At 33.3% G+C, this 14,603-nt stretch carries 19 protein-coding genes; 7 read left to right on the plus strand and 12 right to left on the minus strand.

What is annotated here, in order from left to right; translation table 11 throughout:
- Positions 1–165: 165 nt before the first annotated feature.
- Positions 166–504: a P-II family nitrogen regulator gene (locus IJQ68_RS07800; protein ID WP_292798926.1), complete on the minus strand. Its 339-nt coding sequence runs from the start codon at positions 502–504 to the stop codon at positions 166–168.
- Between the two features lie 11 nt (positions 505–515).
- Positions 516–1,733 (minus strand): ammonium transporter, encoded by a 1,218-nt coding sequence (locus IJQ68_RS07805; RefSeq protein WP_292798928.1) that lies wholly within the window; start codon positions 1,731–1,733, stop codon positions 516–518.
- A gap of 229 nt (positions 1,734–1,962) precedes the next feature.
- On the opposite strand from IJQ68_RS07805, the gene IJQ68_RS07810 reads away from it, so the two are divergent.
- Genes IJQ68_RS07810 through IJQ68_RS07835 form a run of 6 tightly spaced genes read left to right on the plus strand, consistent with a single transcriptional unit; the run spans position 1,963 to position 5,989 of the window.
- A complete protein-coding gene (locus IJQ68_RS07810) occupies positions 1,963–2,241 on the plus strand; it encodes a hypothetical protein (RefSeq protein WP_292798930.1) in 279 nt (92 codons plus the stop codon).
- A 5-nt stretch (positions 2,242–2,246) separates the two neighbouring features.
- Entirely contained in the window at positions 2,247–3,473 is a 1,227-nt protein-coding gene (locus IJQ68_RS07815) for an HD domain-containing protein (RefSeq protein ID WP_292798932.1), read from the plus strand.
- A 9-nt stretch (positions 3,474–3,482) separates the two neighbouring features.
- The gene (locus tag IJQ68_RS07820; RefSeq protein WP_292798934.1) at positions 3,483–4,031 is read left to right on the plus strand and encodes a UbiX family flavin prenyltransferase; all 549 of its coding nucleotides are present in this window, start codon (positions 3,483–3,485) and stop codon (positions 4,029–4,031) included.
- Positions 4,032–4,595 (plus strand): precorrin-6Y C5,15-methyltransferase (decarboxylating) subunit CbiT, encoded by a 564-nt coding sequence (gene cbiT / locus IJQ68_RS07825; protein ID WP_292798936.1) that lies wholly within the window; start codon positions 4,032–4,034, stop codon positions 4,593–4,595.
- A gap of 16 nt (positions 4,596–4,611) precedes the next feature.
- Positions 4,612–5,373, plus strand: coding sequence for a hypothetical protein (locus tag IJQ68_RS07830; RefSeq protein ID WP_292798938.1), 762 nt, complete (start codon positions 4,612–4,614; stop codon positions 5,371–5,373).
- Positions 5,374–5,377: 4 nt separating this feature from the next.
- Positions 5,378–5,989 (plus strand): molybdenum cofactor guanylyltransferase, encoded by a 612-nt coding sequence (locus tag IJQ68_RS07835; RefSeq protein WP_292798940.1) that lies wholly within the window; start codon positions 5,378–5,380, stop codon positions 5,987–5,989.
- On the opposite strand, the gene rrp42 is transcribed toward IJQ68_RS07835, so the two are convergent.
- The 8 genes from rrp42 to IJQ68_RS07875 all read right to left on the minus strand — a co-directional run bounded on the left by rrp42 (position 5,972) and on the right by IJQ68_RS07875 (position 12,036).
- Positions 5,972–6,757: an exosome complex protein Rrp42 gene (rrp42, locus tag IJQ68_RS07840; protein ID WP_292798942.1), complete on the minus strand. Its 786-nt coding sequence runs from the start codon at positions 6,755–6,757 to the stop codon at positions 5,972–5,974. The genes IJQ68_RS07835 and rrp42 overlap by 18 nt on opposite strands.
- Before the next feature lie 9 nt (positions 6,758–6,766).
- Positions 6,767–7,459, minus strand: a complete 693-nt coding sequence (gene rrp41 / locus IJQ68_RS07845; protein WP_292798944.1) for an exosome complex exonuclease Rrp41 — start codon at positions 7,457–7,459, stop codon at positions 6,767–6,769.
- Between the two features lie 24 nt (positions 7,460–7,483).
- Positions 7,484–8,527 (minus strand): exosome complex RNA-binding protein Rrp4, encoded by a 1,044-nt coding sequence (gene rrp4, locus IJQ68_RS07850; RefSeq protein WP_394355666.1) that lies wholly within the window; start codon positions 8,525–8,527, stop codon positions 7,484–7,486.
- Between the two features lie 24 nt (positions 8,528–8,551).
- A complete protein-coding gene (locus IJQ68_RS07855) occupies positions 8,552–9,253 on the minus strand; it encodes a ribosome assembly factor SBDS (protein WP_292798946.1) in 702 nt (233 codons plus the stop codon).
- 33 nt (positions 9,254–9,286) lie between these two features.
- A complete protein-coding gene (gene psmA / locus IJQ68_RS07860; RefSeq protein ID WP_292798948.1) occupies positions 9,287–10,078 on the minus strand; it encodes an archaeal proteasome endopeptidase complex subunit alpha in 792 nt (263 codons plus the stop codon).
- Positions 10,079–10,293: 215 nt separating this feature from the next.
- Complete coding sequence (locus tag IJQ68_RS07865; protein ID WP_292798950.1) at positions 10,294–10,650, minus strand: Rpp14/Pop5 family protein; 357 nt, start codon at positions 10,648–10,650, stop codon at positions 10,294–10,296.
- Entirely contained in the window at positions 10,647–11,348 is a 702-nt protein-coding gene (gene rnp3 / locus IJQ68_RS07870; RefSeq protein ID WP_292798952.1) for a ribonuclease P protein component 3, read from the minus strand. Before rnp3 ends, IJQ68_RS07865 begins: the two co-directional genes overlap by 4 nt.
- An 82-nt stretch (positions 11,349–11,430) precedes the next feature.
- Positions 11,431–12,036, minus strand: coding sequence for a zinc ribbon domain-containing protein (locus IJQ68_RS07875; RefSeq protein WP_292798954.1), 606 nt, complete (start codon positions 12,034–12,036; stop codon positions 11,431–11,433).
- A gap of 394 nt (positions 12,037–12,430) precedes the next feature.
- Here IJQ68_RS07875 and IJQ68_RS07880 point away from each other — a divergent pair, with 394 nt between their 5' ends.
- Entirely contained in the window at positions 12,431–12,715 is a 285-nt protein-coding gene (locus IJQ68_RS07880) for a winged helix-turn-helix domain-containing protein (RefSeq protein WP_292798956.1), read from the plus strand.
- Here the strand turns inward: IJQ68_RS07880 and IJQ68_RS07885 are convergent.
- Together IJQ68_RS07885 and IJQ68_RS07890 are read right to left on the minus strand one after the other, a co-directional pair.
- The gene (locus tag IJQ68_RS07885) at positions 12,712–13,695 is read right to left on the minus strand and encodes a zinc ribbon domain-containing protein (RefSeq protein ID WP_292798958.1); all 984 of its coding nucleotides are present in this window, start codon (positions 13,693–13,695) and stop codon (positions 12,712–12,714) included. The two genes, IJQ68_RS07880 and IJQ68_RS07885, sit on opposite strands and share 4 nt — an antisense overlap.
- The gene (locus tag IJQ68_RS07890) at positions 13,696–14,598 is read right to left on the minus strand and encodes a zinc ribbon domain-containing protein (RefSeq protein WP_292798960.1); all 903 of its coding nucleotides are present in this window, start codon (positions 14,596–14,598) and stop codon (positions 13,696–13,698) included.
- Positions 14,599–14,603 lie beyond the last annotated feature (5 nt).

Raw genomic sequence — 14,603 nt, forward strand, 5'->3', positions numbered from 1 at the left:
TGGTCCAATTATAAAAAGAGTTTCTAAAATTAATGGAAATCAGCTATATTTAACTAGCGACAATACCGATGTTGAATATGACTACATAAACGGTACGATGTATGAAACAAAAGGAATTTCAACATGGGTTGATATTGATGATGTTTATGGAGTGGTCGTACAGTACTAGACTGCACGATCTCCTTCTTCACCAGTTCTTATTCTTATTACATTGTCAATCGGATAGATGAATATTTTACCGTCTCCAATGTTTCCGGTATAGGCGGATTTTTTAATTGCGTCAACAATTAAGTCAACTCCTTCATCTTTTACGACAATTTCTACACGTGTTTTGGGGATTAAATCAATGCAATAACTTGAACCACGGTAAGATTCTCTTATTCCTCTTTGACTTCCTCGACCTTTTACTTCTGATACGTTCATACCTTCACAGCCTACATCAGATAAGGCTTGTTTAACTTCCTGATATTTTTCCTGTCTAATTATTGCAACTACACTTTTCATTTTCGTGGCTCCTAGTTAAAGTTATATGCTGATTCTTCATGGAGATTTGAATCTAATCCACCAATTTCTTGTGATTCGTCAACTCTTATACCATCCATTGCTTTATCAAGTATTTTAGCTAGAACAAAGCTGATTGTAAATGCATATACTATTGTAGCTAATACACTTATGATTTGGATAAGAACCTGTCCTGGATTTCCATAAATCAGTCCTGCTGTTCCGCCGATTGCAGGTACTGCAAATATTCCTGTAGCTATTGCTCCCCACATACCTGACATACCGTGAATTCCCCATACATCCAAAGCATCATCATATCCTAATTTAGCTTTGAGTGTGTAGATTGCAAAGTATGAAACTAACGGAGCAACTGCACCTATTATTAAAGCACCGAATACGTCAACGAAACCTGCTGCCGGAGTAATTGCAACTAAACCTGCTACTCCACCGGATATTGCACCTAAAATTGTAGGTTTTCCAACGATATATGTATCTAAAATACACCACACAACTAATGCTACAGCAGCTGAAACGTTTGAAACAATGATTGCATTAGCTGCCAGTCCGTCTGCCGCAAGACCTGATCCTCCGTTGAATCCCATCCAACCAAACCATAGTAATGCTGCACCGAGTACTGCATAACCTAAGTTATGAGGAATTAAAGCAGTGTTTCTTCTTTTTCCTAGAACTAATGCTACAGCAAGAGCGGAAATACCTGAATTAATGTGAACTACAGTTCCTCCTGCAAAATCAAGAGCATTCATCTGCATTAACCAGCCTCCACCCCATACCCAGTGAGCGATAGGGAGATATACTAGACAAGCCCATATCGGTATGAATATTACCCAAGCTTTGGTTTTCATCCTTCCGACAAGAGCTCCTGAAATCAGCGCTGCAGTAAGGCCTGCAAATGCGCACTGGAACATTACAAAAAGTAATGTTGGTATTGATCCTGTTAAATCATCAAGTCCAATTCCCTGTAAGAAGAAGTTGGACGGGGAACCTATAAAACCATATAGGGACGGTTCACCAAATGCTAGCTGATATCCGAAAATTACCCAGATTATACTTACAATTGAAAATGCTATAAAAGTTAAAAACATTGTGTTTAAGACATTTTTCCTTTTACTTAATCCTCCATAAAAAAATGCTACAGCCGGAATACTCATTAATAATACTAAAAGACTACAAATAAGGACCCAAGCAGTATCACCTGCACTAAAAATAACCATATTATCTTTTCTCTCATTATATATTAAATTTAAATTAATTTTTTTAACTAGTCGGAAGACGGCTTCCTACTTCCGACAAATATATTCTGTTCAAAATACTATTTAAATATTTGGATTTTTCAAAAAAGATTATATAACAGTTAATACAAAAATAGATTACAGTATAGTTTAAAAATCAAATTATACCAAAATAAAAATATCTAAAATCAAAATAAAAAAATGTGTTATTATGAAACAATCAATCAAAGTGAATTTATTAATATTTCTGATTATTGCTGTAATTGCATTTGTTCTAAGCACTGCATTTGCAAGTGTAGTTGTCATCGATAATTCCGATGCCAAAAAAATTACCGCAATAGAAAATGACTCATTCGAACCTCATCAGATTGAAGAGGTGCCTGTAATAATTCCTAAAGTTGAAAATACAACAGATAACACGACATTTGATAATATAACTTCAGACATTATTGAAGTGGCTGATGATACATGGAATAGCCTATTAGGGTGACTAAATTGAGTGAAAAAAGAAAATTCATAAGAGACAGCGTTTATGGAGATATAGAATTATCCGAATTTGAAGTTGAAGTAATGGATATGCCTCAATTCCAACGCATCAGAAGAATCAAACAATTGGGATTGATCAGTCTAATATATCCTGGAGCAAACCACACAAGATTTGAACACTGTGTCGGTACAATGAATTTAGCATCAAAATTGGCTACAAAATTAGATTTAAGTGAGGATGAGATTAATCTGGTCAGAATTTCCGGCCTTCTTCACGACATCGGTCACGGCCCATTTTCACATGTATCCGAAGGAGTGCTGTCATTTCCACATGAAGAACTCAGCAAATACGTGATTGAGAAGACATCAATGCATGATCTGCTTGATGAAAAATTCAATACCGATGATATCATTGACATAGTTAACGGAAAAGGATATTTAGGTCCAATAATATCTGGAGAATTGGACGTTGACAGAATGGACTACCTTCTAAGGGATTCACATAATACTGGAGTCGCTTACGGAGTAATTGATTATGAAAGAATCATATCAAATTTAAAATTAGATGACGGACTGGTTTTAGATATCAAAGGTGTTCAGGCTGCAGAAGGAGCATTGGTATCAAGATACTTCATGTATCCTAGCGTCTATCAGCACCACACCACAAGAATAGTTAATTCAATGTTCAGAAGGGCGCTTAAAAGAGAAATTGATTCAGGAAAAATCAAAGAAACGGACATGTACAAATACGATGATTCAGACATTATTTCCCTGTTCAGACAGAGCGATGATGAAATAGTCAGGGATATGATAAACAGACTAGACAACAGAATTATCCCAAAAAGAGTGAAAACCATAAGGCTGGATAATTTTAAAAATCCTGAAAAATTATATAAAATATCTCAGGAAACATTAAGAAAAGCTGAAGAGGAAATAGCCGAGGATTTCAATATGGATAAAAACTATGTTTTCATAAACATTGCAGAATATCCTCGTTTTGATGAAATGAAAACCCAGGTAAGCGTTGATGACAGACTATATCCTTTAACCGAAATCTCAAACATAATTGGTGCATTAAGCAAAGCAAGATTCAACATACCTGATATCAGCGTTTATGTGCCTGCAGAAGAAAAGGAAAGATTTGAAAAATTGAAACTGAATCATTACCTGGATTTACCTGAAGTGGATAGAGAAAAATTCCATGGAATCCACTATGACCAAATTAAACTGTTTTAGGAGAATAACATGATAGTTGTAGCAATAACCGGAGCGAGTGGAGTAATATATGGAATAAGATTACTTGAAGCTTTAAATGAATTGAAAATTGAAAACAGCCTAATCATAAGCGATGCTGCAAAAACTGTCATCAAATCCGAAACTGACTTTGAAATTGAAGATATTATTGAATTATCTGATAATTATTATGAGTTTAATGACCTGACTGCATCAATAAACAGCGGCTCATTTAAATTTGAAAGTTTAGCGATTGTTCCATGTTCCATGAAAACATTATCCTCAATAGCTAATGGATATGGGGACAATACCATTACAAGAGTTGCGGACGTTAGTCTTAAAGAAAGAAGATGCACAGTTATCGTTCCGAGAGAAACCCCTCTTAGAACGGCACATATAAAAAATATGCTTACCTTATCACAAGAAGGAGCTATAATTTTACCTGCAATGCCAGGATTTTATTCAAATCATGACACTGTAGATGAACAGATAAATTTTGTTGTCGGTAAGATATTAGATTCCTTGAATATAGAAAATAACTTATTTAAAAGGTGGGAATAAATGTTAGATGATATGGATTTTATTAAATCATGCAATGTTCCAGGACCTACAAAAGAAGCAATAAGGGCAATAATACTCTATAAATCAGACGTTAAAGACACAGACAATGTAGTTGATGTGGGATGCGGAACTGGAGGAATTACTTGTGAATTTGCACAAAGGGCAAATACAGTTACTTCTATCGATATAAATCCAGAAGCTATTGAAATGACTCAAAAGAATCTTAAGAAATTCGGACTTGGGCAAAACGTTACATTAATATGTGATGATGGGGCCAATGCAGTAAAGGATATTGACGATATTGATATCGCCATTGTAGGGGGCAGTGGCAGACAATTGGAAAATATTCTGGAATTGATTGACTCAAAATTAAATTCCAACGGCCGAATTATTGTTACTGCAATATTGGTTGACACAAAAGTGGAAGCAGTGAACAAGCTGAAAGAATTGAATTATAATCCTAAAATCATGGAAGTCAACATTTCAAACGGCAGAGTCCTTGACCGGGGGATTATGATGATGAGCGAAAACCCAATAGCCATAATATCAGCTAAAAAAAGATAAATTTGGAGATTATAAAATGGATGACCATAAAAGATGGAAAATCAAATTTTCACTTGTAATGGTTATAGCAATAATAGTTATTTATGGATCCAACATACTGATTTTAAAAGACCCGGAACATGTTGTATCATACATATGGACACATTTAGGATTCATTCCAGTAGATATTCTTGTTGTAGCATTTTTACTTGATGAAATAATAAGCAGAAAAGAAAAAGAAGCAATGATGGAAAAATTAGATATGATTATGTCCACATTCTTCTCAGAACTTGGAAATGACTTGATTAAACAGTTAAGCTCTGTAAATCAGCATAAAGCGGACACCAGTTATTTGGAGTCCATTAAAAACTGGACTGATAAAGATTATGAAAACAGATTAAACGAAATCAAAAATATAAACATTGCTTTTAAAGCAGATGTTGCACCGGAAGACAGGGAAGCATATCTAACTAACATGAGGAATTTACTTGTCAGCAAAAGGGAATTCATCATTGGACTGATAAATAACCCAAATCTTCTTGAAAAAGAAGAGTTTTCCGGATTATTGAATGCAATTCTCCATTTGGATGAGGAATTGGAACACAGGCCTGACTTGAGCAAAGTCACTGATGTCGATTTCAATCACCTGAACGGAGACATGCAAAGAATTTACAACAAGTTAGTTCACGAATGGATTTACTATTTGAAATACTTGAACAAACATTACCCATACATGATAGCATTGATTATACGTACCAATCCATTTGATGAAAAAGCGGACGCATATGTGAAGGAATAAGAAAATGAAATCTGGTATTATTTTATGTGGAGGGCAGAGCAGAAGAATGGGTCGGGATAAAGGATCTTTAATTATTAAAGACAAGCCCATGATTAAATACATACTTTCCACATTGAATAATGAAATAGATGAAGCGATAATTGTTTTAAATGATAGCGAAAGGATTGATAGATATAAAAAATTTATTAATCCTGACGACTATTCATATGACGTGAAATTTGTTGAAGACAAAATCAAAAACAAAGGCCCTATTTCAGGCATTTTAACCGGCCTTGAAAACATATCATCACAACATGCAATTGTATTTCCATGCGACAGCCCAAACATGACAAAAGGCACTATACAGACTCTTTTTAATGAAATAAGTGATGAATATCAGGCAATTGTACCATACCATGACCCGAAAAATAAACTAAAAACATCCGAACCTCTGCATTCAATATACGATAAGAGCATTATTCCATTAATCAATGAACTGATTTTAAATGATTCCCTGCACATCAAAGGAATAATAGAAAAAATAGAAACAAAATTTGTTTTAATAGACAATAAAAAAATATTAAAAAAAGAATTTGAAAATCTTAATCGTCCAGAAGACCTAAAGATATTCGATTAATTCTTTTGTTTTTGAAATTGCGGTATTTACAGCAGAGAATATATCATCTTTAGTTAACGGATGAGCTCCACCTTTTTGCATAGCACAAATTCTACCTTCTTTAGTAACTCCAACATTTAAACGTGCACTTGCAACACGTTCTTCAGATAAAGTTGGGTCTAAAACCATTTTATCACCTATTTTAACGAAAGTGCACATAGCCACTTCATTGTTAATAGGTAAATCAAAGGTATTTTCCTTATCGATTACAACTTCATCATCAACGATAGTTGCGGTTGGTATTTTTGTGCTTTTGAGTGCTGCCATTACAGCAAGCTCTGCAGTGTCAAAGAGATTACCGCAGTTGTCGATTACATGCAAGTCAATGAATAACATCCATACATGTTTACCTTCTTCAACACAGAGTTTATCCAATTCAACCAATTCACTTTCACGGATTCCTCTATCAACTACACGTGCAAGTTCAATAGAGTCATCACCAGGTGGTCCTGGTTCAAAAGTAGGATCAGCCATTGGCAACATTTCACAATTGGTCATTAATACTCCAAGATCCGGGGTGTCCGGGAATGGACTACCTAATTGAGGTTTAACACCAACAATAACTTGGGTTCCACCGATTTTTACTCTTGCAGAACCTTCAGCTTTAGAAATAACATTAGTTTCAATGGAAATATCCCTGTATTCATCAAGGGCTCTTCCATCTTCTCTTTTATCATTAAAAATAAGGTTTGTAATACTTTCTCTTGTAATTTCTGGTACTATATCCATATTAAACACCTATTCTGTAGAGTATTTTTTCATTAATGCTTCTTTTTGAAGCTCACTTACTTTCATACATCCTTCCATAGCTAAATCAATAGCTTTTTGGAATTCTTCTTCAGTTAAATCACCATCACTTTGGAGTAAAGTAATTTCTCCGGTTCTTGGCATGATAGCAATAGGAACATCAGCTTGACCTTCTTTATCTTCCACTTCTGATAAATCAAGCACTACTTCATCATTAACTTTACCTGCAGCACATCCTACAACAATATCTTTCATAGGGACTCCTGCATCAACAAGAGCAACAGAAGCTGCAGTAATACCTGCGCAACGAGTTCCTCCTTCTGCTTCAATTACTTCGATATAAATATCAACCATGGAACGTGGATAGTTTTCCAACATCAAAGCTGGTCTTAATGCATCAGCAGTGATTTTTGAAATTTCTGAAGATCTTCTGTCAGGACCTGGCCTTTTTCTGTCATCTACTGAAAACGGTGCCATATTATATCTGCATCTAATTACACCAGTATTAGGTTCAAGTAACCTTCTAATATATGATTCTCTAGGTCCATAAACAGCAACTAAAATCTTATTTCCACCTACTTCAAGGTAAGCAGAACCGTCAGCACGTTCAAGAACACCTGCTTCAATTTTTATAGGACGTAATTCATTGTACTTCCTACCATCCTCTCTAATCATTTCAGACATATTAATCAACCTCATTAATTGAAATTATCTATTATTTAAAATAAATGAATTATTTTTTGAGTTATCACTGTAGGATAAGTTTTTATCTTTTTTATTTTGGTTTTTCTTTTTTAACTCTTCAATAACATCATAAAAGTTAGGTTTATCCTCAGTTTCTTTTTCTTCTTCAGCTTCATCTTCAACATCATCAGATTCAGATTCTACTTCAATTTCTTCTTCAGCATCCTCTTCAACATCATCAGATTCAGATTCTACTTCAGCTTCCTGAATTTCTTCACTTTCATCTTTGAGTTTAGCTTCAGCTTCAGCTCTTTCTTCTTCTTCCAATTCTTCTTTAAAGTTTTGGAGTTTAGGTTTTTCTAAAACAAATTCTTCTTCTGTTTCTTCAACAGGCAATTCGCCGTCAATAGCTAAGCATAACTTGTTTTTGATTTTATTTGTTAAACCTGAAGTATGAGCTTCGACTTCAATAGTATGGATAATTTCACGGGTAAGTTGTTCCATGTCCTCGTCACCTTTGACCCAAACAAGACCATTCTGACCGACAACGATTTTACAGTTGGTTTTGTTTTTGATCATGTTAATCATAGAACCTTTTTTACCGATTAATCTAGGCACTTTAGTTGGGGAGATATCTACAATGATTCCTCCTTTGAATTTACCTAAACCACGGCCTTTTAAACCAAGTTTGGCTTTTTTAACTTCATCCACATCAATTACTCTTAAGAAAAGTACATCTCCAACATCATATACTTTATTAAGTTCTTTTTTATCCCTACCGAATACTTCAAAAGCAGGTAAAATTCCAGAATATGGAGAATTAATGTCTACATCCCACATTGAGAATCTAACATCATTAATCTTACCGATTACGACATCTCCTTTTTTAGGAACATATTTGCTTTTGAGAGGGATTACTCTAATTTTCTTATTTCTTAGAGAAACCAATCCTATTAAAGAAGAACAGATTTTGCCATCTTCTTTAAAAGTTCCTCTTCCCGGATAATAATCATCATCAGCTAATATTTGTCCAGGAATTACTAAATTTTTATCTTCCACATATATCATAAATATCCCACTCTATGAACATGATTATTTAATAGTTTTTGTCTCTGCTTCACCGCCTGAAATTTCAGCCATCTTAGCAGTGAAAGAGTTTTGAAGACCACCAGGCATTTCAACAATACCTATCCAAGAACCATCCTGTTGCCATTCCTCATTTAAAATTTCACCAAATCCGTGAATAACAGAATAAGCACCACCTGCAGCGGAACCAGGTAAACGAACAGCAACTTTAACTTTTTCAAATTTAATTGGAATAAGTGGTTTGATGGCTTTAAGGGCTGTTTGAACTTGCTGATTTACAGAAATAAATGGATCAAATCTGACTTTAGCCTCATCACATGCATTTTCAATTCTTTGAACAGGATGAGGAAGTCCATTTTGAGGGTTAATAGCTTCCTTAGCAATAGTATTAATAACCAGTTTCCTCTTATCAGCCTGCATCTGTCTTTTCTGATCTGCAGTTAATTGAACAGTTCCTTTCTCAAGGATTATTTTAGAAACTTCAATAGGATCTGTAGTTTCAAAAATTTTATTCATAGCTTCATCAGAAGCTTTATCTCCTTTCTTGGAGTCTTTAAAGATTTCTTCAACAGCTAAAAGATCTTCAATGGCAACATCCTGTCCATCAGGATTCCTAAACTCAGCTGCCAAATCTGGGTCAACCAATATCTCAAAATGTTCACCACTAAATTCATATTTAGCTATTATTGCTTCATCTACATTAACCATTGAAATATCTCCTAACTACGAAATTAAAAAATATTATTCTTCATCACTTTCTTCAGAATCTTCAATGTCTGCTTCATCTTCGACTTCTTCCTCTTCCTCTTCTTCAGCAAGAACGTCTTCAATGTAAGAAGCAACATCATCTTTGGAAAGTTTTACGTATTTACCATCTTCTTTTTTGATGACAGCTATTTCAACATTGTCTGAAGTAGTATCATGTTCAGTAGATTCGTTGATAGCTCTGATAGCTAAAGCAATAGCATCATCGATTGATAAATCATCTTTGTATTCTTCTTCGAAAATTTCCATTGCGGAGGATCTTCCAGAACCTATAGCGGTTGCTTTGTATTCTATTAATGCTCCACTAGGATCAGTTTCGAACAATTTACATTTATCATTATATACTCCACCAATGATTAAAGCAGAACCGAATGGCCTTACTCCACCATTTTGGGTATATAACTGTAACATGTCACATAATTTTTTAGATAAACTGTCTACCCTGATTGGTTCGCTGTAAGTAATTTTATTAATTTGAGCTTCCACTCTTGCTCTTTCGACCAATGCTCTTGCATCAGCTACAAGACCAGAGGTTGCAGCACCAATGTGTTCATCTATTTTGAATAATTTTTCAATAGATGAGGATTCTACTAAGGTAGAAGTAGTTCTTTTATCCACTGCTAAAACAATACCGTCAGGACATTTAATTCCTATAGAAGTGGTACCTCTTTTAACAGCTTCTCTTGCATATTCCACTTGGAAAAGTCTTCCATCTGGGCTAAATACAGTAATAGCCCTATCATATCCAGCATTTTGTAAAGGTTGCATAATATTACCTCACATTTAATAAATATTTATAAATATCAAATCTAATTCAACTACTAAAAAATACAAAATTAAAACCAAATCTCCATGAAAAGGTACTTTTAATTTTAATCATGAAATATAATTAAAATATTTTTTTCTTTTTTCCATAAATCCAATTGTTATTTATATATTTAATATATTAATAAAGTTTTCTATTTTAAAATAACAAAAAGTAATTAAATGAATTTTGAACATCCTTTTATGGTGCCTGAAATACCAATGCATGAAATTGAAATCTGTCTTCTGTTGAAGTTGTTAACAAGAGCCAGACTGGATCTTACCTCATCTTCAAAATCCCTTTGACATCTCAGAATTGCCTTATAGCCTTTATAAAAAGAAATTTCGGAATTTTCAATTAGTTCAATTGTCCATAAGTTAAAATTAGCGGTGTTATTTTCCCCCTGAAAACGCACACAGGCTTCCCATGCAATGGAAGTGAAATCATTTTTAGTCAGCTCCTCTTCAGACTTGATATCAAGCACAAGATAATGATTATGTTTTCTTTGTGATTTTGGAAGAACCTTGAGTTTCATTGTCCAACCACCTTAACTCCTGATAATATCAAGTTTTTTCTGTCCTTACTGAAAGCCAATATGTTTTTCGCCACATCAAAAGAATTAATTACCTCTGATGATGACAAACCGGTCTGTTCAAATACTGATTGAAAATCCTTTACCGTCCTAATGTCAAAAACAGATTCTGCTCCTGAGGACAATATTAAAGGAAATCCGTATTTTCTGTGTAAAGCGTATATGTCCCTGAAATTCGCAAGCACTTTTGACCTGTGGGACAAATAGGATTTGAGGATATCTGTAAAAAACAGCTCGATTGCAACATTGTTTTCCTTGGCTTCACGGGCCAGAATATGATTCAGACCTGAATCGTATCTTTTCAGATATGGCCTTGACAAAACATCAATCTGATTATTTTCAAGAGATGTTCTGTTTATCTTCAGATTTCCGCCTAAAACAGATATGCATGAAGATCTGTCCCTGTATTTACGGACAGTCTTTCTAATTTCTGAAGGATTATTTGATTCAATATATAAAGTGCAGTCAATGTCAATCAACTCTTTTAGCTCCTCTTTCAAATCATTCATGAATGTTAAAGCATCATCATATTCATTTTGATTATATGAAAAATTGATATGTCTCCAACCATAGTTGTGAGCCTGAACAGCCAGTTTTAAATTCATATCATAACTGCTGCCTTTAATATTTAAATCAAACATATTATCATTTTAATATTTCATATTTAATTAATCTTACTAAAAAAAAGAAGATGTGATTTGATTGAAATCACAAAAATTTTAACTATTGATATCTATAGAATTCAACTTGCCAGCTGACGGTTTCATAGTAATCTATAGTAAATGTCTGCGGAGATGAGGATGAATAAGACAGGGAATTGGATCTTGTTTCAACAGCACTTGTTGAACCCCAATCAACACCTGCAGACTCACCATTAGAACCAGTAACATACAAATGATTTGTCGCATAGTTCTTAATTGGATAAGCAGACAGTTTAATCATTATTTCACCTGCCGGAACACTAATAGATTGACTACCACTTCCCGAACCGGAATAAGAACCAATCAATTCCCAATCCTTTGTTTCACTTTCAGTTTTTGATATGGATTGGGTTGTAGCACCCTGGGAATCACCACTTTCACCAGCTGAAACTGAAGTATTATCAGAACTTGTGGAAGCCTGAAGCTGTGAATCACCACTCTGCATATTATTTAGTGCAAAATAACCTATAGATCCTGCTAAAATAACAATTACTATGATTAATGCAGCTATAATTAATTTAGAGTTTGAACTTCCCTCTTTTGGTGGAACATATTCTAAACTTTGACCGCATTTACTGCAAAATTTAGCAGATTCCTTATTTTCAAAACCACAATTATTACATTTCATGAAAATCATTCAAAATAATTCATTGTTAATTATACATTCTATTTTCTATAAATTATATATTTCTATAATCATCTTATCAATGTTTGAATTTAGTTATATACAAAATATGTACAAAATAACATATATGTAAAAAATATGTCTTTATTGTGTTTAAAAAATTATTTAAACATTTTTCTAATTATAAATTTAAAAAATTAAACAAAATAATAAAAATTTTAAAAATAACTAAAAATATAAGAAATAATGAGCATCTTTAACACAAGCAATATACATAATTAGTATATTAATTTAAAGTACATAATTAGACATTAATGTACAAAAATTTACATCAATCAAGTAAAAAATATGCTAAAATTCTAAAATCTTTTATATTAGAAACTATAAATTAACAACTATGAGTAAAGAAAATGACGAGCTTTTGAAATTAACGTCTTATGTTCAAATCTCAAAATACAGAGAAAAAACATTAAAATCAATTGGCGAAGATGTAAAAATACCTACCAACATCGCAAAGGACAGCGGTATTAGAACTAATCATATTTCAAAAGTACTTAGTGAACTTAAGAATAAGGAAATTGTAGAATGCATAAATGAAGAAGCTCGTAAAGGAAGACTTTACAGATTAACCGATACTGGAAAAGAAGTTTTAGATACTATTAAAGATAAAGAAGAAGATTAACTAAAATTTTCAAATTTTTTCTTTATATACTCTACTTCCTCTCTTGCTTCTTTATTATTAAATAAGAAATAGAAGTATGAAACAAACCATTCAATAAATATGCTATTTTTCTTATCATCATCCAGAACAGACTTATCGTAACCGTGAATAACATCCCTATTTACATCAGGAGTGTCCTTTCTGAATTGAAGTAGAATCAGTTCTCTTAAATTATCATCAATATACTTTTCTAAATTTTCAACAACATCATATGCATATGAATTACCAACCTGAATAAACTGATTCAACTGTTCAAAATCAATATCTCCTATTTCATGAAGACATTTATTGAAAGAAGAGAAATTCTGATAATCCAATGGAATAAAACGATTTTCTACAGTATGTGCATAATATTCATTCATTATCTTGATATCCGAAATAGTCAATACAAATTCCACAAAAGCCTTTAGGGCAGGAGATTCCTTAACATTTAAAATGTTAGATAAGAATCTTACACTTAATTCAAACAATAGAAAGTGAGCCAATTCATGAACAATAGCTCCAATTTGCAGAGAATCCTCTAAACGATCATCAAATAATATGAAAACATTAGCACTTTCGCCATGAGCTATACCGCTTGATTTGGGAATGACTGGAGTGAATCTGGTGACTATCTGCAATATCTTTTCTTTAGGAGTGATTCCTGTAATTTCAACATAATCCAACTTCTTAAAAATTCCCTCCAATATGTCCCTATATTCAATACCTGAAATTTTAGCATTTAACATCAATGCCAAATTACCCTCAGTGAATAAATCATCAAAATCAGCAATAGCTAAAGGAAAAATCTCATTATGGCATTTATCACAGCAATTACTGGAATCCGAATTTTTATGACCACAATACGGACAGATATTTTCCTCAACGAGATAACATCCGCAATGTGTGCAATAATTGTTTTTCTTAAAGTTAAATGTTCCGCAAACATCACATCTTTTCATTTAAACACCATTCAAGAAATTTTTAACAGAATTCACAGTATGTGAAAATGTCTTTTTGCGACTAAGGGTCCTTTTAATATTTTTTCCACAATTCGGACAGAATTCACAGCCATAATCGACAATTTTACCGCAGCTGCATACAAGCCTATTTTTTATGCTGCGATCAGGATTTAATCTTTTTCCACATGAAGAACATATTTTTTCCCCAATAGGATTTCTAGTACCGCAAACACATATTAGTTGAGTAATCTCTTCATTCAAACTATTTCCGCAGTCCACACAAAAATCAGCCACTAGATCATTTAAAACAGAACAGACACATCGTTTTTTCATTCCGTCAATATTCACATACCTATCTAAAGGAAGACCGCAATTATCACAAAATAGACTATCTTCATCATTTTCCTTACCACAATTGCAGAAGACTGAATTTTCATATTCCCTGTGGAAATTTATGTCAAAATCATCTTCTTCCTCTTCTTCATGCAATTTACGGCCACACATATCGCAGAATTCACTGTCTGGAGAATTATAGGCACCACATTTGCAGAGAATATCTTCTGTAATAAAATCGTTAATGTTGAATTTTGGCTTTTTGGTTCTTTTAATGAAACGGCCAACACCCTTTTTAATGCGTTTAACCCCACAATGATGGCAGAACTCATTATTGATTTCATTCAAATATCCACAGGAACATATGTCATATTTAAAATCAGAACCAATATTAATGGTTGGTGAAAAATCTATATTAAAATTAAAAAAGCCTATATTATGAATTGGGGGAGTGAATATGTAATTATCATTACTATCTTCAGAAAGTGTTTTAGCACCGCAATCAGGACAATGCTCATCATTTGGAGCTAATCTCTTTCCACATTCAGGACAATAATTCCAAAACCCCATAATAT

It is taken from the genome of Methanobrevibacter sp. (assembly GCF_017447225.1).
GTDB lineage: Archaea > Methanobacteriota > Methanobacteria > Methanobacteriales > Methanobacteriaceae > Methanocatella.